The sequence below is a fragment of the Streptomyces sp. ME02-8801-2C genome (assembly GCF_033793965.1).
In the GTDB taxonomy this organism is placed as follows: Bacteria; Actinomycetota; Actinomycetes; order Streptomycetales; family Streptomycetaceae; genus Streptomyces.
Genome location: NZ_JARAXP010000004.1, coordinates 59,568 through 80,259, shown reverse-complemented (window position 1 = coordinate 80,259; position 20,692 = coordinate 59,568). Strand labels below are relative to the sequence as shown.

General features: G+C 70.4%; 12 protein-coding genes. 9 read left to right on the top strand and 3 right to left on the bottom strand.

All coding sequences use genetic code 11. The annotated features are described in order from the left end of the window. Positions 1 to 191: 191 nt before the first annotated feature. Positions 192 to 893, bottom strand: coding sequence for a hypothetical protein (locus PV396_RS13680; RefSeq protein ID WP_319204220.1), 702 nt, complete (start codon positions 891 to 893; stop codon positions 192 to 194). 626 nt (positions 894 to 1,519) lie between these two features. Between PV396_RS13680 and PV396_RS13675 the strand changes: the two genes are divergently transcribed. Continuing rightward, entirely contained in the window at positions 1,520 to 2,530 is a 1,011-nt protein-coding gene (locus PV396_RS13675) for an NADP-dependent oxidoreductase (protein WP_319204218.1), read from the top strand. A gap of 369 nt (positions 2,531 to 2,899) precedes the next feature. On the opposite strand, the gene PV396_RS13670 is transcribed toward PV396_RS13675, so the two are convergent. After that, the gene (locus PV396_RS13670) at positions 2,900 to 6,217 is read right to left on the bottom strand and encodes a right-handed parallel beta-helix repeat-containing protein (protein WP_319204216.1); all 3,318 of its coding nucleotides are present in this window, start codon (positions 6,215 to 6,217) and stop codon (positions 2,900 to 2,902) included. Between the two features lie 193 nt (positions 6,218 to 6,410). Between PV396_RS13670 and PV396_RS13665 the strand changes: the two genes are divergently transcribed. Continuing rightward, positions 6,411 to 7,610, top strand: a complete 1,200-nt coding sequence (locus PV396_RS13665; RefSeq protein WP_319204214.1) for a S8 family serine peptidase — start codon at positions 6,411 to 6,413, stop codon at positions 7,608 to 7,610. Between the two features lie 479 nt (positions 7,611 to 8,089). Here PV396_RS13665 and eccCa read toward each other — a convergent pair whose 3' ends face one another. Continuing rightward, on the bottom strand, positions 8,090 to 12,079 hold the full coding sequence (gene eccCa, locus PV396_RS13660; protein ID WP_319205498.1) for a type VII secretion protein EccCa: 3,990 nt from the start codon (positions 12,077 to 12,079) through the stop codon (positions 8,090 to 8,092). A 269-nt stretch (positions 12,080 to 12,348) separates the two neighbouring features. Between eccCa and eccD the strand changes: the two genes are divergently transcribed. The 7 genes from eccD to PV396_RS13625 all read left to right on the top strand — a co-directional run bounded on the left by eccD (position 12,349) and on the right by PV396_RS13625 (position 20,691). Beyond that, positions 12,349 to 13,749, top strand: coding sequence for a type VII secretion integral membrane protein EccD (gene eccD, locus PV396_RS13655; RefSeq protein WP_319204211.1), 1,401 nt, complete (start codon positions 12,349 to 12,351; stop codon positions 13,747 to 13,749). Between the two features lie 119 nt (positions 13,750 to 13,868). Next, positions 13,869 to 15,323, top strand: a complete 1,455-nt coding sequence (gene eccB / locus PV396_RS13650) for a type VII secretion protein EccB (RefSeq protein WP_319204209.1) — start codon at positions 13,869 to 13,871, stop codon at positions 15,321 to 15,323. 110 nt (positions 15,324 to 15,433) lie between these two features. Beyond that, complete coding sequence (locus PV396_RS13645; RefSeq protein WP_319204207.1) at positions 15,434 to 15,775, top strand: WXG100 family type VII secretion target; 342 nt, start codon at positions 15,434 to 15,436, stop codon at positions 15,773 to 15,775. Positions 15,776 to 15,848: 73 nt separating this feature from the next. Then, positions 15,849 to 16,172: a WXG100 family type VII secretion target gene (locus PV396_RS13640; protein ID WP_319204205.1), complete on the top strand. Its 324-nt coding sequence runs from the start codon at positions 15,849 to 15,851 to the stop codon at positions 16,170 to 16,172. A 127-nt stretch (positions 16,173 to 16,299) separates the two neighbouring features. Then, the gene (locus tag PV396_RS13635) at positions 16,300 to 16,794 is read left to right on the top strand and encodes a type VII secretion system-associated protein (protein WP_319204203.1); all 495 of its coding nucleotides are present in this window, start codon (positions 16,300 to 16,302) and stop codon (positions 16,792 to 16,794) included. Positions 16,795 to 16,823: 29 nt separating this feature from the next. Then, the gene (locus PV396_RS13630; RefSeq protein WP_319204201.1) at positions 16,824 to 20,141 is read left to right on the top strand and encodes an AAWKG family protein; all 3,318 of its coding nucleotides are present in this window, start codon (positions 16,824 to 16,826) and stop codon (positions 20,139 to 20,141) included. A gap of 82 nt (positions 20,142 to 20,223) precedes the next feature. Next, entirely contained in the window at positions 20,224 to 20,691 is a 468-nt protein-coding gene (locus PV396_RS13625; RefSeq protein WP_319204199.1) for a YbaB/EbfC family nucleoid-associated protein, read from the top strand. Position 20,692: the final 1 nt, after the last annotated feature.

The window sequence follows — 20,692 nt, the reverse complement described above, 5'->3', positions numbered from 1 at the left end:
CCGGATCCGACGTCCCGTGACGGGGCGCGGTCCTCGGCAGATGGGGTGCGGCCGTACGCGATGGATACGGCGATGCCCGGGACTCGTCCCGCGGTCGTCGGACCACGCCGAGAGACGTGCGGCCTGGAAGAGGCCCGCACGGGAAGACGGCATGGCGAAGAGCGGGTGAGCCCTCGGTGGGTCCGGCTGTCTCAGACGACAGCGGCGTCCCTGGGCGGTCCCCGCGAAGTGACGGAGTAACAGAGAAGGAAGCGGGCCAGTGACGAGCGGTGCGCGTCGCCCCGGCGCCTGCGCACGGAGGGGCCACCGGCCGCGACAGGCAGCGCCAGGAGCATCCGCAGCGGCGCGACCAGCCGGGCCGCCGCGGCACGCAGGACGCGGAAGACAGCGCGCTCGCCGTAGGCGAGCCACAGCCCGCACAGGACGGCGGCCAGCAGGTGGGCGGCGAGCATGCCGAATGAAGCGCTGCCACCCATGCCGGCCATGCCGTGCGTGTGCTCCATGCCGCCCGAACCGTGCGACATGTGCGTCATGCCGCTCATGTCCATGACCTCCATGGACATGGCGCCCGAGGAACCCATGCCCATGCCGCCCATGGCAGCAGCTGTGGCAGCGGAGTCGGCCGTCGTCCCGGGCATCACGGTCCGGCCCAGGGAGAACGTCTCGTGGAGCACCGTCTGGGCGGCGACCACGACCGTGACGATCAGCGCGAGCCCACGCTCACGACCGGCCAGGAACCAGCCCACGGCACCCATTGCCATGGCACCGACGGCCATGGTCCACCAGGGGACGGGGGCGCCGGACATGATGACGTGGCCGAGGGCGGCCAACAGCACGCAGACGGCGGCGAACACACCGGCCCGCAGCGCGCGGCACCACCCTCCGACAGTCATAGCGCGCCCATCCTCGCACCCGGCGTCCGATCGTCGTCAGGGGGTACGGAAACACACCGGGTCTCCAACTCACCGAAGAGACAGTGACCCATGTCACATTGGGGGTGAGGGAACTGGACGAGCGGCCGGAACGACTACGAGAAGGAGACGGTACCCGGCACCTGATGAACAAAAGGGTGATGCCGCCGGGGGTGTCGGGCGAGGAGACACCTGTCAACTGGTCGGCGCAGCCGCCCTCGTTGGCGATACGGAAGAAGCCCGCCCTCACGGGCACGGGCCTTCTCGACCCGAAACGACCATCGAGCAGGCGCCCCGGAACGCCCCCATCGGCCGTGAGGGACTCCCCCTCAAGTGGCCGCCGGCGGTGCTCGCAGTGAGCTTGTCCGCTTGTGACGGACATCCGAGCAGTCGAAGCTCCGCGTGCTCGCGGCTCCGCGTGCTCGCGTCGCACGATGCAGGTCGGGTTACGGACGCCTTGTCGGGGTGGGTGATGTCGCCGGTGGCGGTGTTCTTGGGAATACCTATCCGCCCTTGGGCCATTGAATGCTGCGGCGCGGTCGCTGTGCATCCAGCCGACGCGTGGCCGCCCGAGCCCTGTCCGAGCGAGGAAGTGCGGTGATCACGCGATGAAGGCGGTGCGGCTCCATACGTACGGCGGGATCGACGTGTTGCGGGTGGAGGAGGTGACGCGGCCCGCGCCCGGCCCTGGGCAAGTACTGGTCGAGGTCCGCGCGGCCGGGATTCAACCGGGAGAGGTGATGATCCGCGAGGGCGCTCGGCACGATCGCTGGCCGGCGACGTTCCCCTCCGGGCAGGGCAGCGACCTTGCCGGAGTCGTGGTGGAGGTCGGCCCGCAAGTGCGCGGTTTCGGAGTGGGCGATGAGGTCCTGGGCTTCACCCACAATCGGGCGAGCCACGCCGAGTTGGTCGTGGTCGACGACGTGAATCTGGTGTCGCGTCCGGCGGGGCTTTGCTGGGACGTGGCCGGTTCGCTCTACGTGGCCGGCACGACCGCATACGCCACCGTGTTCGCGGTGGACCCCCGACCGGCCGAAACGGTCGTGGTGTCCGGGGCGGCGGGTGGTGTCGGATCCCTTGCCGTGCAGCTCGCGCGGCGGCGCGGCGCAACGGTGATCGGGTTGGCGAGCGAGCGAAACCACGCCTGGTTGAAGGAGCGCGGTATCGTCCCGGTCACGTACGGGGAGGGCGTGGCCGAACGGATCCGGCAGGCTTCCGGTGGGAACATCGACGCGTTCATCGACACGTTCGGCGACGGCTACGTGGACCTGGCGGTGGAGCTGGGCGTGCGCCCCGAGCGGATCAACACGATCTGCGACTGGCCGGCCGCGGCCAGGATCGGTGCGCGAACCTACGGAGAAGGCTCGGCGGCGAGCGCGGTAGTGCTCGGCGAGCTGGCCAGGCTTGCCGCTTGCGGGGAGCTGGAGGTACCGATCGCCCGCTTCTACCCGCTGGAGCAGGTGCGCGACGCGTTCCGCGAGCTGGAACGGCGGCACACCCACGGCAAGATCGTGCTCCGGCCGGTAAGCCCTCGACGACAACCATCCACAACATCTGGGAATCGACAGCAAGCGCCTTGGCGACTTTCGTTCGTGGGCGACCTGCTGACACGCAGGTGAGCACATCGCTCAGGCCCGCACACAGTTCAGGCGGATACCCCGGGCGTACGGCTTCAGCCGGCCGCGTTTCGTCGCCCGAAGAACGCCGGACAGTGCGCGTGCGCCGGTGATGCCGCCAAGCGCCTGCCCTGAGCTCTGCCTCAGTTTCGAGGCCTGTTGGGGGCGCGGGCCCCTGAATCTCGCTGGACGCCTTCCGCAACGATCAGGACGCCGTCGTCGAGCAGGAACGGGACCACCCGTATCCCGGTTGAGTACGAGCAAGGCCTGCTCGACACCAACATCATGAGCTTGCGCTCTCCATGTAGCACGCAGTAGTACCGTCTGGCGCCCGGTCGGGTGGGCCCCAGAGACACCCGATCCTTCCTTGCGTCAGTGCGTCGCCCGAGGCAGCGGCGCCAGCGGGAGGTCCTCCGGGAGGAGCATGCGGAGGTCGTCCAGGCCCGGGGCCGGGAGGGCTCCTATGCGGCCCGCCTGGCGGGTCATCATCGTTTCCAGGATCTGGCGGGCCGTGCGGGCGTTGCCGAAGGAGCGGTCGCGGGGCAGGGCGTCCACGTAGGTGCGGAGTTCGGTGAGGGCTTCGGGCGTGCAGTCGTAGCCGTAGCCGGTGGCCGTGCGGGCGAGGATGTCCAGGAGCTCGTCGGTGGTGTAGTTCTCGAACTCCACGGTCCGGGAGAAGCGGGAGGCCAGGCCCGGGTTCGAGGCCAGGAAGCGGGTCATCTCGTGGGTGTAGCCCGCGGCGATGACGACGACCTCGTCCCGGTGGTCCTCCATCAGCTTCAGCAGGGTGTCGACGGCTTCGCGGCCGAAGTCGGAGGTGGCGCCCTCGGGCGTGAGTGTGTACGCCTCGTCGATGAACAGCACGCCGCCCAGCGCCTGTTCGAACGCGTCCTTGGTGAGCTGCGCCGTGTGGCCCACGTACCGGCCCACCAGGTCCGCGCGGGCCACCTCGACGAGCTGGCCCTTGGGCAGGACGCCGAGGGAGCGCAGCAGGTCGGCGTAGAGGCGGGCGACGGTGGTCTTGCCGGTGCCGGGTGGCCCGGAGAAGATCAGGTGCTGGCTGATCTTGGGGGTCGGCAGGCCGGCGGCACGGCGTTGGCGGGTGGCCGTGAGCAGGTTGACCAGGGCTGTGACCTCGTTCTTCACCGCGCTCAGGCCTACCATGGCGTGCAGTTCGGCGAGGAGATCCTCCGCGGCCGGGCCGCCTTCGGAAGCGGCTGGCGAGGTGTCGGCCACGTCCTCCGGCAGGAGCAGGGTCAGGTCGCTCTCGGCCGGGTTGGGCATCGTGCTGAGGCGGTGTGCCTGGCGGTCGATCATCTCCTCGAACACCTTGCGGGCGGCGCGGCCGTTGCCGAACGTGGCGTCGCGCGGCATCCGTTCGTAGTGCCGGGCGAGGGCGTCCAGGGTGCTGGGGTCCAGCTCGTAGCGGTGGCCCGCGCACATGTTCTCGGTGATGGTCACCAGTTCGGGGACCGAGTAGTTGGCGAACTCCACGGTCCGGGTGAAGCGGGAGGCGAGGCCGGGGTTGGAGGAGAGGAAGGCGCCCATCTCGTCCGTGTAGCCGGCGGCGATCACGACGACCTCGTCCCGGTGGTCCTCCATCAGCTTCAGCAGCGTGTCGATCGCCTCCCGCCCGAAGTCCGCGCCGGAGCCCTTGCTGTCGGACATGAGGGTGTACGCCTCGTCGACGAACAGCACACCGCCGAGGGCGTCGTTGAACGCCTCCATCGTCTTGATCGCCGTACCGCCGATGACCTGGGCGACGAGGTCGGCGCGGGAGACCTCGACCAGGTGTCCGGAGCGCAGGACGCCCAGTTCCGCGAGGATGCCGCCGTAGAGGCGGGCCACGGTGGTCTTGCCGGTGCCGGGCGGGCCCGAGAAGACGAGGTGGCGGCTCATCGGCGGGACGGGCATGCCGAGTTGGGCGCGGCGCTGGGAGAGCTGGTTGAGGTTGACGAGGGTCCGTACCTGGTGCTTGACGTCGGCGAGGCCGACCAGGGACTCCAGTTCGGCCAGCGGGCCCTGGGGGGAGGTGTTGCCGTTCTCGCCGGCCGTCGAGGGGGCCGCCGCGTCGGGGGGCAGCGTGTCTCCCCAGGCGTCCGGGGCCGCGTTGCCCGCGCTGCTCAGGTCCTCGACAGTGAGCCGTTCGCTCGCGCGGGACTGCTTGAGGCCGGCGCCTCGGTTGTCGCGTACGGTGCAGCCGGTCACGGTGACCGGCTCGGAGCTGTCGACGCGGATGCCGTCGCCGACGCTGCCGGTGATCTGGCAGGCGGTGAGGGCGGCCCGGGCGCCGTTCGACACCAGTACGCCGTGTGCGCCGCAGTCCGTGACGTGGGTGCGCAGGACGCTCAGTTCGCCGCCGTTCTCGATGGCGAGGCCGGACGCGCGGCCGGACTGCACCGAGCAGTCCCGGAGGGTGCCCATGCCCTCCGCGCCGACGGACACGGTGGCGTCGGCGGCTTCGCGCATGACCGTGTCGCGTACCTCTGGCCTGCCGCCCCCGGCGATCCGGAGCGCGGCGCCGCCCGCCCGGTCGATCTCGCAGTGTTCGAGGCGCCCGCGTCCGTCCTCGATGATCTCGATGCCGTGGCCGCCGGGATCGCTGATCCGGGCGCGGAGCACCAGCGGGTTGGCGCCGGCCCGGATCCGGATGCCGACGGCGGTCGCGTCCGAGACCACCAGTCCGTCGAACTCCGGCGAGGACTCGTCCTCGAGGAGTACGGCGCAGTTCTTGTCGGCGCAGTCGCGTACGGCCGTGCCGGTGAGGGTGGGCGCGCTGGAGCCGATCACGCGGATGGCGGGGCCGGTCGCCTGGTCGAACTCGCAGTCCCGGAAGGTGCCCCGGGAGCGTTCGGTGACGGCGAGTCCGCTGCCCTTGGTCCGTGCGGTGCGGCAGCTCACCAGTTCGGGGTCGGCGCTGTCGGCGAGCATGATGCCGGGGCCGGAGGTGTCGAGGACGGTGACCTGTTCGAGGACCGGGCGGGAGCTGCTGGTGATGTAGACGCCGACCGACGTGTCGTGCACGGTGGTGCGGACGATCCGGGTGCCGCTGCTGCCCTCCAGGGCGATGGCGGGCTTGTCGGTCGCGGAGATGTCGCAGTCCTCGACCAGGCCCTGCGCTGTCCCGCTGGCCAGTACGCCGTTGGCGCGGGCGTCCCGCAGCCGGCAGTCCCGTACGGTCGTACGGGCGTCCTCGCCGATGACGACGGAGGACGTGCCGGTGTTCTCGACGAGGCAGCCCTCGATGACGCTGCCGGTGGACGCGGCGTCCACGACTCCGGCGCCCTTCGGGTTGCTGACGCGGCAGTCGCGCATGGCCAGGGAGCCGGATTCGCGGGCCAGTACGGCGGTCCAGCCCGAGCCGACGATCACGCAGCCGTCCATCGCGGCCTGGCCGCGCGGCGCGTCGACCACCGGGAGGTCCTCGCTGCCGCCGCGCAGGGTGAGGTCGGTGAGCATCACGGCGTCGGCGACCAGGACGACCGCGGAGCCGCGGCGCGGGCAGATCTCGACGCTGCCCGGGTCGCCGTCGGCGACGATCGTGACGCGGGTGCGGACGGTGAGGTTCTCGGCGTAGCGGCCGGGCTGGACCCGGATCACCGCTCCGGTGCGTGCCTTCTCCAGGGCCTCACCGATCGTCCGGAAGCTGTCCGGTTGGTCCGGGCTGACCCTGAGCAACTGCCGTGACACGCGTCGATCCTCCTCGTTGTGGTGCGGCCCCGAGCGGTTCCCTTCCGGGATGTTCGTTTCGTACGGGCGTGCGCACGCGGTGAAGGCTACGGGACCGGGGGCGCCATCTTCCAGGAGAGGCAGGGGAGTTCGCGTGCCGACGTGTTCCGACCCCGTGCGTTTCGCTCTCGTCCGCGGCGCCTAGGATCGCGGGATGCGTGCTGCTCGTACTCTGCGCTCTCAGGGGGCGGCGGTTGTCGCACCCCTGCTCGTGGCTCTGCTCGTGACCCTGCTCGTAGCCATGTCGGCCGCCGTTCCCGCGGCCGCCGACTCCGTGAAGCTGCCCGCCGTACGGTCCGTTCTGGCGGCCGACGAGCCCTGCACGCCGGCCTCCGCCGAGCACGCCAGCGGCACGCCGTGGGCGCTGGCGGCACTGGGGCACACCCGGTCCCTGACGCTCTCTCAGGGTGCCGAGGTCACCGTCGCCGTGGTGGACACCGGGGTGAGCCCGAACGTCCCCGGGCTGGCCGGGCGGGTGACCGCGCTCGCGGGTGCGGGTGTGGACTGTGTGGGGCACGGGACGTTCGCCGCCGGTCTGATCGCCGGGGCGGGGGAAGCGGGGGGAGGGCCTGCCGGACTCGCGCCACTGGCCCGGATCCTGGCCGTACGGGCCACGGACGAGCGCGGGAACGTCTTGGCGGCGCGGGTCGCCGACGGCGTACGGGCGGCCGCCGACGCCGGGGCCTCGGTGATCTACGTCTCGGTGGCGCTCGCGGGCAGGAAGGACCAGCTGACGGAGGCGGTCGAGTACGCGAGTCGTAAGGACGCCCTTGTTGTTGCGCCGCTTGCTCCGGACGCCCTGCCGAAGGACCGGGCGACCGGGGAGTTGGTGCGGCCTCAGCCCTGGTACTGGCCCGCTGCTGTGCCCGGGGTGCTGGCGGTGACCGACTACGGTCCTGATGGGGGCCGGCCTGACAACGCGCCGGTGGTCTCCGGTGCCGATCTTGCCGCGCCCGGGGATTCCGTGGTCGGCCTCGGGGCCCGGGGGACGGGGGACTTCATCGGTTCCGGTGCCTCGCTTGCGGCGGCGCATGTCGCGGGGGCGGCGGCGCTGGTGCGGGCGCGGTACCCGGAGATGTCGGCGGCGGAGGTGTCCCGGCAGTTGACGGAGGCCGCGTATCCGGCGGCGCCGCCTCGGCTGGATCCCTACGCGGCGCTTACCGCGGTGCTGGCGGAGGCGCCGGGGGCGATGCCCAGGCCCGCGAAGGCGGTGGTCCCCGCTGCGGTGTCGTCGGAGCCTCGGCGGCGGGCGTTGGTCGTGGCGGGGGTGGGGGTGGGGGTACTGGTGCTGGTCGCCGCGCTCGGGGTGGTGGTTCCTCGGGGGCGGGCTCGGGGGTGGCGGCCCGCGGGGTGAGGTTTTCGCCCCCGCCGCCCCTACCCGTCCCATCCTGAACCTGGGGGCTGCGCCCCCAGACCCCCCTACGGCCCTGAACGGGCCTTGTCCTCAAACGCCGGACGGGCTGGAAATGCGGGCCGGGGTTGAAGAGGCACAGGCCGGCCCGGGAAGGCACAGGCCGGCTGGAGAAGGCACAGGCCGGCTGGAGAAGGCACAGCCCGGCCCAGGAAAACACAGCCCAGCCGGGGAAGGCACAGCCCGGCCCAGAAAGGCACAGGCCAGCCGGGGAAGGCACAGCCCGGCCCAGAAAGGCACAGGCCAGCCCGGGAAGGCACAGCCCGGCCCGGGAAGTGCCGCTCCGCCCGGGAAGTGCCGCTCCGCCCGGGAAGTGCCGCTCCGCCAGGAAAGTGCTGCTCCGCCCGGAAGGGCGCACCCCCGCCCGGAAAAGGGCGCACCCCGCCCGGAAAAGGGGCACCTCGGACAGCGGACACCCCAGTTCACTCCCCCGCGTCCTCCAGCACCGACGTCTGCACCTGAGTCGTCTTTCGGCGTGTGATCAGGGTTCCCCTGCCCGGCGGGAGGTTTCGGCCCTTCAGGGAGCCGATGATGAAGCCCTCTGATGGGGGGCAGGAGAGGAGGAGAGTCGGGGTGTTGACCTCCAGGAGGCGGCGGAGCAGCGCCTCGCCCACTCCTCGGCCCGCGCCCGCTGCCGAGCGGGAGACGATCAGGTGGACGCCTACCTCCCAGCCGAGGGCCAGGTGGGACAGGAGTGGTTCGAAGGGGGCGTTCATCGGGCCCGTGCCGACCATGTCGTAGTCGTCGACCAGGATGAACAGGCGGGGGCCGTTCCACCAGTCGGCCTTGCGCATCCGGGACGGGGTGATGTCGGGGCCGGGCAGCCTGGAGGTGACCGCGCGGGCCGCGCCCGAGACGAGGTCCTTGAGGGCGTCGATGGAGACTGCGTGGCCGAGGCGGTACTCGTCGGGGACCGCCTCGACCAGTTCGCGCCGGTAGTCGACGACCATGATGCGGGCCTCGGCGGGCGAGTAGCGGTTCATGATGGCCTGGGCCGCCACCCGGAGCAGGTTGGTCTTGCCGCTCTCCGTGTCGCCGACGACGATCATGTGCGGGGTCTCGGTGAAGTCGTGCCAGACCGTGGAGAGCTCCTGTTCCTCCAGGCCGATCGGCATCCGGAAGCCGCCCGCGGGCGCGTCGGGGGCGGGGAGGTCCGAGACCGGCAGTTTGGCGGGGAGCATGCGGACGGCGGGGGCGGCCGGACCGGGCCAGCTCTCCCTGACCGCTGCTACCAGTTCGGCTACGCCGTCTGTCAGGTCCTCCGCCGATTCCACGCCGTCTATGCGCGGGAGGGCGGTGAGGTAGTGGAGTTTCGTGTCGCGGGTCAGGCCCCGGCCAGGCATGCGGGGCACGGTCTTGGCGCGCCGCATGTCGATCTCGGAGTCCATCGGGTCGCCCATCCTGAGTTCCAGGTGGGTGGCCGCCTGGTCGCGGATGGCCGAGGTCAGTTCGACCCAGCGGGCGGTGGTGACGATCAGGTGGATGCCGTAGTTGAGGCCACGTGCGGCGATCGAGCCGAACGTCTGGATGTACCGGTCGAAGTCCTGGCGGACCGTGGACCAGCCGTCGATGACGAGGAACACGTCGCCGTGCTGTTCGTCGGGGAACTCCCCGGCGGCCCGGCGGCGCCGGAACGTCGCCATGGAGTCGATGCCCTCGTCGAGGAAGAAGCGTTCCCTGGCCGCCAGGAGGGATGTGACCTCGGCGACTGTCCGGCTCACCCGTTCGGTGTCCAGGCGGGCCGCGACGCCGCTCATGTGGGGCAGTCCGGCGAGGCCGGCGAGGGTGCCGCCGCCGAAGTCCAGGCAGTAGAACTGCACTTCGCGGGGGGTGTGGGTGAGTGCGAGCGAGGTGAGGAGGGTGCGGACCATCGTGGACTTGCCGCTCTGCGGGCCGCCCGCGATGGCTATGTGGCCGCCCGCGCCGGAGACGTCGATCGTGAGCAGGTCGCGTAGTTGGTCGAAGGGGCGGTCGACTATGCCGATGGGGATAGTGAGCTTGCCTCGGCCCGGCCAGCCGACTGCGGTGAGGCCCAGTTCGGGGTCCGGGGTGAGCGGCGGGAGCACCTGGTCGAGGGTGGCCGGCAGGTCCAGTGGGGGGAGCCACACCTGGTGGGCCGGGGGGCCCGCGTCGCGCAGTCGTTCCACGGCCACGGACAGCAGGGTGTCGCCTGTCTCCTCCGCGCCCGTGCCCGTGCCGGTCTCCGGGTCGGGGGTGGGGGCGGGCAGTTGGCGGGGGACGACGTAGCTGGTGGTCCACGGCACGGTCTGGCTGGCCACCCGTACCTGGTGGGCGCCGCCGCCCCGCTTCTCGTACGGGCCGGAGACGTACGCGGCGCGGAACCGGGTCAGTTCCTCCACGCCGGACTTGAGGAAGCCACTGCCGGGCTGCGGCGGCAACTGGTAGGCGTCGGGTACGCCGAGCACTCCTCGGCTCTCCATCGCGGAGAAGGTCCGCAGACCGACCCGGTACGACAGATGGCTCTCCAGCGCGTGCATCCGGCCCTCGTCGAGGCGCTGTGAGGCGAGGAGGAGATGGACACCGAGGGAGCGGCCGAGCCGGCCGATCATCACGAACAGTTCCATGAACTCGCGGTGGGCGGCGAGCAGTTCGCTGAACTCGTCGACGACCACGAACAGGCTGGGCAGCGGCTGCAGCGGGACTCCGGAGGCGCGCGCCTTCTCGTAGTCGAGTGCGGAGGTGTAGTTGCCGGCGGCCCGCAGGAGTTCCTGACGGCGCATCAACTCGCCGTGCAGGGCGTCCTGCATACGGGAGACGAGCGCGGCCTCACCGGCGAGGTTGGTGATCACGGCGGAGGTGTGCGGGAGTTCGTCGAGGCCGAGGAAGGTGGCGCCGCCCTTGAAGTCGACGAGGACGAAGTTGAGGGTCTCCGAGGAGTTGGTGAGGGCGAGGGACAGGACGAGGGTGCGCAGCAGTTCGCTCTTGCCGGAGCCGGTGGCGCCGATGAGCATGCCGTGCGGGCCGGTGCCGCCCTGTGCGGACTCCTTGATGTCGAGTTCGACCGGCTGCCCGTCGACACCGACGGCGATGGGCACCCGCAGCCGGGCGGCTCCGGTGTGCTGCTGCCACAGCTTGGAGGGGTCGTGGCGGTGCAGGTCGGGGATGCCGAGCAGGTTGGTCAGTTCGAGGTTCGTGGAAAGGGGTTCGGCGGCGTCCGCGCCGGTGCCGAGGCCCATGCGGTAGGGGGCGATCCGGCGGGCCAGGCCCGTCGCGCCGACCACGCCGAGGGTGTCGGGGCGGCCCAGGACGGTGGTCTGTTCCTTGCGGTCCCGGTCGGTGCGTACCAGCCCGAAGGTGTCCTTGGTCACGTCGAAGCGGAGCGTGACCCGGCCGGGCCGCCAGGTGAGCGCGCCGGACAGGTCCAGTACGACGGTGTTGCGGAAGCCGGGCCCCTCCAGCCGGTGGCCGCCGGGCACGGTGACGCCGTCCACGACGATCACGGTGAACGGCTCCTCTCGGCCGGGTACGGCGTCCGGGTCGAACTGGGGGCGCTCCTCGAACTCGGCGCCGAGCGAGTCCATCAGCTCGCCGAACGCGGAGAACGTCATCCGGGTGGGGCCGGCGCCGTCCGTCTCATGCGGGTGCAGGGCGTGCGGGAGCCACTTGGTCCACTCCCAGTCCGCGCGCCGTTCGTCGGACACGCACAGGGCGATCCACAGGTCGTCCGGCGAGTGGAAGGTGGCCAGTTGGGCGAGGACGGCGCGGGCCACACCGCGGATGCGGTCCTCGTCACCCCGGAACAGCACCCGGGCCCAGGCCCGCAGATAGATCGCGATGGGCTGCTCGGGCACGGTCGCGTAGGCGCGGATGAAGCTGCGCAGGGCGTGCGCGGCCAGCGGTTCCAGGTCCTCGACGGGGCTGGTGGACGTCGGGGTGAGTTTCAGGCCCAGTTTCTGCTCGCCGACCGCGACCCGGACCTCGCCGAAGTCCTCGTCGCGGGGGCGGCGTTCCCACAGCCGGGTGGTGCCCACCATCGACGAGAGGGCTGCGGGTTCGGGATGCCGCCAGGCCAGGGCCCGCTGCTGGTCGACGACGGCGCCGCGTACCTTGCGGCGGATCTGGCCGAGGTAGCGCAGGTAGTCGCGTCGTTCGCCCTTGAGCCGCTGCTTGCGTTCGCTGCTGCGGCGCATCGCCTGGCCGACGATCATCGCTCCGGACGCGACGACCATCACACCGAGGGCGAGATAGATGAATCCGCCGCTGCCCTTGGTCATACCGGGCCGCATGAACATGAACATCATGGACACGGACATCATCGCCATGGGGAGGTACGTCCACACGGCGGAGGAGTCGGGCACGACCTCGGGGAGCGCGGGCGGCTCCTGGAGGTTCAGCTCCCCGTCGGGCATCTCCGGGCCTCGGCGCCGGGCCGGGCGACGGAACAGGACCACACTCAAGGAGCTTCTCCTTACGAGGACTTGTGGGGCGCCGCCGAAGGCCGGACGGCGGATGGTCTGTACCGGCCGTTGTCCCGGTGGCGGCTGAAGCCCGCGATGCATCTGATACTACGATCGTCATGTCGAACGCCAACGACCGGTCCTCCGCCGTGAGTTCGAATCCCGCCGGAGAGAACCGGTCCGGCGCGACGTTCGGTGGAGCGTCGTCCGGCGTTTTCCCCCAGGACACGGAAAGCACCTTCGAAGAAGCGTGAGCAAGACCGATGACTGACACTCAGATGGCGGAGCTGTGCCGGCTGACGGTACGAGCCCCGGCCAAGACCATGGATCTGGCCGTACCCGCCGACGTGCCCGTCGCGGACCTGCTGCCCGCGGTCCTCGGCTACGGCGGCGACGATCTCGAGGAAGCCGGGATCGACCACGGCGGCTGGGTGCTCCAGCGGCTCGGCGGCGAGCCGCTGGACGAGGAACGCACCCTGGAGTCGTACGGCCTCAGGGACGGCGAGACGCTCTTCCTGCGCCCCCGCACCGAGGCGCTGCCCGAGGTGCACCTGGACGACCTGGTGGACGGCATCGCCACCACCATGCAGGAACGCCCGTACGGCTGGAGCCCGCGGGTGAGCCGGTGGCTGCTGCTCGGGGTCGCCCTCGCGGTGCTCGCGGCCGGCCTGCTGCTGATCGCGCTGCCGGGCGGCTCGGCGGCGCCGCGCGCGGTGTTCGCCATGGCGGCCGGGCTGCTGCTGCTCGCGGGCGCCGGCGCGGCGAGCCGGGCGGTCGGTGACGCGGGCGCCGGAGCCGCACTGGGCCTCATGGTCGGGCCGTATCTGGCGCTGGCCGGCTGGCTGTTGCCGGGCGGAGCGCTCGCGGGCCCGGAGCTGTACGAGGTGCTGGGCTCGCGGCTGCTCGCGTCGACGGCGGCCGGGGCGGGCGGCGCGGTGCTCGCGCTGGCGGTCGTGGCCTCGTACGCGGCGCTGTTCCTCGGTCTCACGGTGGTCTGTGTGTTCGGGGCGCTGGCGGCGGTGCTGATGCTCGTGGCGGATCTGCCGCCGGTGCATGTCGCCGGGGTGCTCGCGGTCGCGGCCGTGGTCCTCGGGGCGTTCGTGCCGTCGCTGTCGTTCCGGATGTCGGGGATGCGGATGCCGCCGCTGCCCACCAACGCCCAGCAGTTGCAGGAGGGCATCGAACCGCACCCCACCGCCACGGTGGCCTCGCGCGCGGTGCTCGCCGACGGTTGGATGACCTCGTTGTACGGGGCGGTGGGCGTGGTCGCGCTGGCCTGTCTGGCGGTGCTGGCCAGGGAGGACGACCTGCCCGAGACGATCATGGCGGTGGTGCTGTCCCTGCTGCTTCTGCTGCACGCGCGGGGCCTGGGCAACGTCTGGCAGCGGCTGTCGCTGGTGATTCCCGGCGTGGCCGGTCTGCTGGCGCTGGTCGTCGTCACCGTCCCGCAGTCCGCGCCGGGGACCCGGCTGGTCAGCGCGGCGGGTCTGCTGGCGGCCACGGCGGGGCTCGCCATCGCCTCGTGGACCGTGCCCGGGCGGCGGCTCGTGCCGTACTGGGGGCGGATCGGCGAGGTGCTCCACTCGGCCCTGGCGATCAGCCTGCTGCCGCTCGGCCTGTGGGTGCTGGGCGTGTACGGCGCACTGCGGTCCATGAACGGCTGACGGGCCTTCAGCGGCCTGGGCCGTCGGCGGGGTCCCCGTCCGACCGGTCGGCGGCCGACGAAGGCTGACGCTCCATCACCGGCCGTGCACGGCCGAACCGAAAGGGAACCAACGCTGTCATGCAGTCCAGACGCGATCAGGTCCAGGCGCACATGTTCGTCATGGGGCGGCTGACCTCGAGCATGCTGCGGGCGGACCCGGACGCCCCGGAGAGCCCGCAGGGCCGGACCAACCGGGGAGTGGTCATCGGGGTGCTGCTCGCCGTGCTGATCTCGGCCGGGGCGTTCGTCCTCGGGCTGCTGAAGCCGGGTACCAAGGACTCCTGGCAGGCGAGCGGGACCCTCGTGGTCAACAAGGACACCGGTTCCCGCTATCTCTATCTGGACGGCCGGCTGCGGCCGGTGCGCAACTACGCCTCGGCGCGGCTGCTGATGGGCGCCGACATGAAGGTGTCCATGGTCGGTTCCGCGTCGCTCGCCGACACCCCGCACGGGGCGCCGGTCGGCATCGTGGGCGCCCCCGACGCGCTGCCCGGCGGCGGGGACCTGGACATCGGCCCGTGGCAGGTGTGTTCGGGCACCGCCTCCGGTTCGACCGGCACCACCCTCGCGGTCGGCGCGCAGTCCACCGCGGCGGGCCTGCCCACCACTCGGGCACTGCTGGTGACCGGGCCCGACAAGGCCGACTATCTGGTGTGGCGGGGCAGCAAACTGCTCCTGTTCGCCGACTCCAACGCGCGCGAGGCCCTCGGTTACGGTTCCACTCCGCGTACGGCGGTGTCGGCGGCGTTCCTCAACTCCCTGCCGTCCGGCCCGGATCTGGACCCTCCGCCGGTGGCGGACAAGGGCGCGGCCGGACCGTCGCTGGCCGGCCGGAGCACCCGGATCGGCGAGGTGTTCCGGATCACCGTGCCGGGCGCCGTCGAGCGTTACTACCTGCTGGAGCGCGAGGGACTGACCCCGCTCACCGCCACCTCGGCCGCGCTGGTGCTGGGCGATCCGGACACCCGCGAGAAGGTGTACGAGGGCCGGGCGCCGCAGGCCGCGGTGCTGGGCGCGGACGCGCTGAACGGCCGACTGGTGCCGGGTTCGAGCGAACTGCCGCAGAACACCGACCTGCCCGAGGCGCCCCCGGAGGTGGTCGGCATCGACGCGGCCACGACCGCCTGCGTACGGATCACGGCCGGGGCGGAGGGCCCCCGGATCAGTGTGGCCCTCGAGACGGCGGCGGCACTGGGCCCGGCCGCGCAGGCGCCCCCGGAGGGGCTCACGCCGGCGTGTCTGCCGGTCGCCCGGATCACCGTGAAGCCAGGTGGGGGTGCGCTGGTGCGGGCCCTCGGGGCGGGCGGGAGCCAGGTCGGCGGCACGCTCTACCTGGTGACGGACACCGGGATGAAGTACCGGGTGGGGACGGCGAAGGCGCTGGCCGCGCTCGGCTACACGGAGGGCCAGGCACGCGGACTTCCCTCACCGCTGCTGGCGATGCTGCCGACCGGCCCCGATCTCAGCCCGGAGGCCGCGGTGGTGGGCGAGAGCGGCACGACGGCGCCGCGCTGCGGGACCGGTCGATCGTGACTGCCCGAAACGACCGACCGGAAGGGCAAAGGTGATGTCCGTCATTGTTCGATCAACTGACCCACACCTAGGCTCACTTGGACCACTAGAATCCCAGGAGACACAAATCCATGGCACCTACAGGTAAGCAGCAGTCACAGGCGGATGCGACACGCAACGGTGTCACCGCGCTGGAGCAGGCCTTCGCGGGTGTTCAGCGATGCCGCCAGGACGTCGAGAACATGAAGCACAACCTGTCCTCGGGCTACTCGGGCAGCGACGGTGGGGCGTTCCAGAAGCTCCTGGAGCGGTGGGACCAGCAGGCGGAGATCATCTCGAACAACCTGCAGAACATGATCGACACACTGAACGACACGCTCAAGGCGCAGGGCCTGCAGCAGGGTTCCTCCAACCAGGCCATCCAGGAGGCGTACAGCCGCTCCGAGGCGATCTTCGAGGCCCTGCGCGGCTAGCGCCTGTCGCGGGACAGCTCCCCCCACCACTTTCTTCCACCCCTGACCCGACCGCCTCGAGACAAGGACAGCCATGCCCGACTTCACCGACGGACTCATCTACGTCGACTACTCCCACATGAACAACGCCGCCGACGACATGGTCCAGCAGACCAAGGCGATCGACAGCATCCTCACCAACCTCGACGCGGAGCTCCAGCAGCTCAAGGAGACCTGGGAGGGCGAGGACAAGGACATGTACGGCGAGAAGCAGACGGCGTGGAACAACGCCGTAGGCGAGATGGAGCGGATTCTCGGCGAGAACTCGGCTCTGCTCACCGAGGTGTCCGACAGCTACCAGTACAGCGAGAAGTCCCTGACGCAGCTCTGGGAGAGCGTGCGTATCGGCGGCGCCTGACCCCAGAAGGGCGGCGGCACGCCCGCCCCGGCGGCCGTCCGCGTGCGCATCCCGCGGACGGCCTTCCCCTCGTACCTCTCATCGCGGGGCGGGACCTGACGGACGCAGGAGCAGGAGGAGTACGGACATGGCGGAGAACACTCCCACGGTCAATCTGAACAAGGCGTGGTTGCAGAGCTTCCTCGACAACGACGTCATCCCGTTCAGGGACGAGATCAGGAAGCTCGGCCTGGCGGGCCAGTCCCCGGTGGACGGGGTGGACGTGCCGGCGCTGGTGGACCTCGTGGCTGCGGGCGGAAAGACGGCTGTCGGCTTCCGGGACGGACAGGTGAAGCCGCTCGCGATCGGAACGATGGCGGCGGAGGGCAAGGGCCGGACCAACGGCGGAAACGTCACGGCGAAGCTGGACGAGCTGATCGAGCAGGTGACGGCGATCCTCGCCTTCCAGGGGGAGCTCTTCGAGGAGATCGAGGACGACCTCAAGGAAACCCTCGAGAAGATGTTCAAGACCCAGGACGAGAGCCTGGACAAGATCGACGGCAAGAAATTCGTGAACTTCTTCGAGGACGTGGACAGCATCTTGTCCGAGGGCCCCGGTTCGAGCGACGAGAACAACGACTGAGTCCCCCCTGACGGAAAAGGCCCTCTGCCATGGCGCTCGACCCCAGCAAAGTCACCGACGATCTCACCGCCTCCAACGACGTGTGGGCCGAAGCCGTCAACTACTTCACCGGCTACCCCATGCCGGCCAGAGACATCCTTTTCGACACACTGGTCGGCAACGAGGGCATTCCGCTGATGAAGGTGGAGATCTCGACCATGAACTCCGTGGACTACGTGGACACGGAGGACTACAACTGGCTGTCCGAGAACGCCGGATACAAGATAAACAACACCGACTTCGTCATCCCGTTCTACTCCGCGAGCGGCGGGGCGGGGTCGGAGGTGACGTATCACAAGGCGCGGATCACGCTGCTCGGGGACCACACCGAGAAGGACGGTGAGCTGACGGGCGGTGTGATCGAGGGCGGCAAGTTCACCAGCCACATCGACAACCATCTGGGGATGGACGGGAAGCCCACCTGGGACACGACTCCGCTGAACCAGTACAGCTACGGCTCCGGACGCGCCCTGGAGGCGCTCCTGTGGAAAGCCGAGGGCACACACAACTTCTCGTGGGGCGGCAAACACGTCGACAACGCCAACTCCGTCACCCTGGGCAACTTCGACGTGGTGGCGGGGGCGTTCGACCGGGTCGCGAAATTCTTCGTGGACCAGCAGAAGAAGGTCGAGGAGTGGCAGAGCAGGCTCGGCACCGAGGAGAACGACGCCTGGCGCGGTCAGGCGGCGGGCGTTTTCTGGGATCTCGTCGACAAGCTCAACAAGCAGTACTCCGACTACGCGGAGGACATGAGCCCCAACGGCTCCTACTACTCGAAGCAGGGCAACGAGATCCGGGAGGCCAAGACAGCCCTCGAGAAGGCCGCCGGCGATCTGCAGCGGGAATGGGCGAGCTGGGAATGGGAAGACGGCAACCCCTTGGTGCACCTGCACAAGATCTTGTCTTCGATCGTTGATTACGCGTGGGACCACAACATAACGAAGATCACCTATGACGTCGAAGTCCTGGGTGACTCCGTCTACACGACCTATGAGGCTGAAGCCAATTTCAGCAACCAGGCCGTGCTCGCCGGCGGGCACAATCTGCCGGCGGACTGGACCGGCATGGATTTCGGTCCGCTGAAGGAACTCAGCACCTGGGAGAAGGTCGGGAACCAGGCGATCCTGCTCTGGCAGAAGTCCGTCGAGGACCGGCTGGGGAAGGCGGCGGTCGCGTCACTGAATTCACTGCGCGACGCCTGGAGCAACGCGAACTTCGATCTCGGCACGGTCAAGTCGCGTACCGGCGACACCCTCAAGGACGGATACACCGAGGACAAGTCCGAGATCGCCGAGGAGAAGGCGAACAAGGCGGCGGAAGACGCCGCCAAGGCCGCGGCGGACGCGGCGAAGAAGCAAGAAGAGTTCATGCAGTGGCAGAAGGACCAGGCGCTCAAGGCCGAGGAGGAGCGCAGGCGGGAGAAGGAGGAGGCCGAACGCAAGGAGAAGGAAGCGGAGGAAAAGGCCGACCGGATCCGCGCCGAGCAGGAGGCCAAACAGGAAGCGAAGGAGAAGGAAGCCGAAGCCAAGGCGGCCGAGGCAGAGGCCAAGGCCGACCGGATCCGCGCCGAACAGGAAGCCAAGCAGGACGCGAAGGAGAAGGAGGCCGACGCCAAGCAGGCCGAGGCAGAGGCCAAGGCCGACCGCATCCGCGCCGAACAAGAGGCCAAGCAGGACGCGAAGGAGAAGGAAGCCGAAGCCAAACAGGCCGAACAGGAAGCCAAGCAGGAGCAGAAGGAGAAGGAGGCCGAGCAGAAGCAGGCCGAGGCGCAGGCTCGCCAGGAGCAGCTCCAGATCGCCCAGATGAACCAGGCGAAGGCCGAACAGGAGCGGCAGCGCAAGCAGCAGGAGGAGAAGGAGGCCGAACAGGAGGCCAAGCAGGAGGAGAAGGAGAAGGAAGCCGAGGCGAAGCGGGCCGAGGCGGAGGCCAAGGCCGACCGGATCCGCGCCGAACAGGAAGCCAAGCAGGACGCGAAGGAAGCCGAGCAGGAAGCGAAGCAGGAGCAGCGGGAGAAGGAGGCCGAGGCCAAACAGGCCGAGCAGGAGGCCAAGGCCGACCGGATCCGCACCGAGCAGGAAGCCAAGCAGGAGCAGCAGGAGGCCGAGCAGAAGGCCGAACGGGCCGCGGCGGAGGCCAAGCAGGAAGCGAAGCAAGCCGAGCAGGAGGCCAAGCAGGAGCAGCGGCAGGCCGAGGCGGAGGCCAAGGCCGACCAGATCCGCGCCGAGCAGGAGCAGAAGCAGGCCGAGGCGGAGAAGCGGTACGAGGCCGAACGCCGGTCCGTCCTCAACAACGGTGACCTCTCCCAGCTGTCGCCCACCGACATCGGCGGCCCGGTCAACGGCGGGGTGCTCGATCTCGGCGGTGGCTTGCTCAACGACGGCGCGCTGGACATTCCCGGCGGCGGTCACACCCATGTCGACACGGACGGTCGTGTGGTCACCGACTATCCGGACGGCAGCTCTACGACGATCGACCCGCTCACCCACACCTCGACCGTGACCCGGCCCGACGGCTCCACCATCTCCGGTCCGCTCAACTCCGGTGACCTGCTGACCAATCCGGACGGCAGCGTCACGCACCTGGACTCGCGGGGCGACGTGGTCACGCAGTACCAGGACGGCACCGTCCAGACCGTCGACCCGGACACCGGCACCACCACGGTCACCCACCCCGACGGCACGACGACGTCCGGCAACCTCAACGGCAACCTCAGCCTGCCCTCGGTCAACTCCCCTTCGTACAACGGCTACGGCGGCTACGGCTCGTACGAGGAGGAGCTCTACGACGGCTCCCCCTACCAGTCGCCGCTGGACTACGGCTCCTCGTCGGGTCCCCAGCCGAGCCCCACCCGGCAGTTCCTCAACTCCGGCCCCTTCCCCGGCCTCAGCACCAGCGGCTCGGACGTGTCGGGCAACCCCGCGGGCGGTGGGGCGCCGATGGGCGGCGCCCCAATGGGCGGCGGCATGGGTGGCGGAATGGGCGGTGGCATGGGCGGTGCGGGCGGAGGCGGCGGGGACAACGGCGAGCGTGTCCGTAACGTCTTCGACGGCGACGTGGTCAGCAACCGCCGCCCGAGGGCGGGCACCCGCACCGGCCGAGGGGGTTACGCCGAGGACGAGGTACGCGTGGCGGCGAGTGGTCCCACCACCTCCGGCAGCACGCCGTTCCTCCCGGGGACGGGCGGCGCCGGCGGGCCCGGCCAGACCAAGACACAGAGCGGCGACCGGACCCGCGACGCGTGGGAGCCGGAGGACGACGACGTCTGGGGAACGGACGAAGGGGGCGCGCCCGCCGTGATCGGCCGGTGAACCAAGTGAACCGGGTGAACCGGGGAGCTGCGGACTTCGTAACCCCGTGTCGGATGACCACTGTCGTGCAGAGAGGTGCCCGTTGAGCGAGTCGATGGAGCGGAAGTTGGCCGCGGCGATGGCCGAACTGACCGCCGTGCAGGAGGCGGTGGCCCGGGCCGAGAGTGAACTCAGCCAGGCCACGGCCACCGTACGGTCCCGGGACCGTGCCGTGGAGGTCACGGTCGGTCCGCAGGGCGAGCTGACCGGTCTGCGGTTCCTGGACAGCAAGTACCGTGGCATGCCGGGACCGCAGCTCGCGTCCTCCATCCTGGAGGCCGTGCAGGAGGGCCGGGCCCAGATGGCGCGCAAGGTGATGGACACCTTCGCGCCGCTGACCGAACGGCAGGGCGCCGGCACGGGCATCTCGGGCATCGACGTCGACTGGGAGCGCATGTTCGGCTCCGCGCTCGACCCGGAGGGCGGCAGCGGTTACGGGCGGCCGTCCCGGGACCGGCTGCGCGACGAGATCCATGAGGACACGGACGACACCTTGCCGAGGGGACGGTAGC

Excerpts from the sequence above, each read along its gene's own strand:
- PV396_RS13680 (WP_319204220.1), bottom strand. The coding sequence starts at position 893 with ATGACTGTCGGAGGGTGGTGCCGCGCGCTGCGGGCCGGTGTGTTCGCC.
- PV396_RS13675 (WP_319204218.1), top strand. The coding sequence starts at position 1,520 with ATGAAGGCGGTGCGGCTCCATACGTACGGCGGGATCGACGTGTTGCGG.
- PV396_RS13665 (WP_319204214.1), top strand. The coding sequence starts at position 6,411 with ATGCGTGCTGCTCGTACTCTGCGCTCTCAGGGGGCGGCGGTTGTCGCA.
- eccD (WP_319204211.1), top strand. The coding sequence starts at position 12,349 with ATGACTGACACTCAGATGGCGGAGCTGTGCCGGCTGACGGTACGAGCC.
- eccB (WP_319204209.1), top strand. The coding sequence starts at position 13,869 with ATGCAGTCCAGACGCGATCAGGTCCAGGCGCACATGTTCGTCATGGGG.
- PV396_RS13645 (WP_319204207.1), top strand. The coding sequence starts at position 15,434 with ATGGCACCTACAGGTAAGCAGCAGTCACAGGCGGATGCGACACGCAAC.
- PV396_RS13640 (WP_319204205.1), top strand. The coding sequence starts at position 15,849 with ATGCCCGACTTCACCGACGGACTCATCTACGTCGACTACTCCCACATG.
- PV396_RS13635 (WP_319204203.1), top strand. The coding sequence starts at position 16,300 with ATGGCGGAGAACACTCCCACGGTCAATCTGAACAAGGCGTGGTTGCAG.
- PV396_RS13630 (WP_319204201.1), top strand. The coding sequence starts at position 16,824 with ATGGCGCTCGACCCCAGCAAAGTCACCGACGATCTCACCGCCTCCAAC.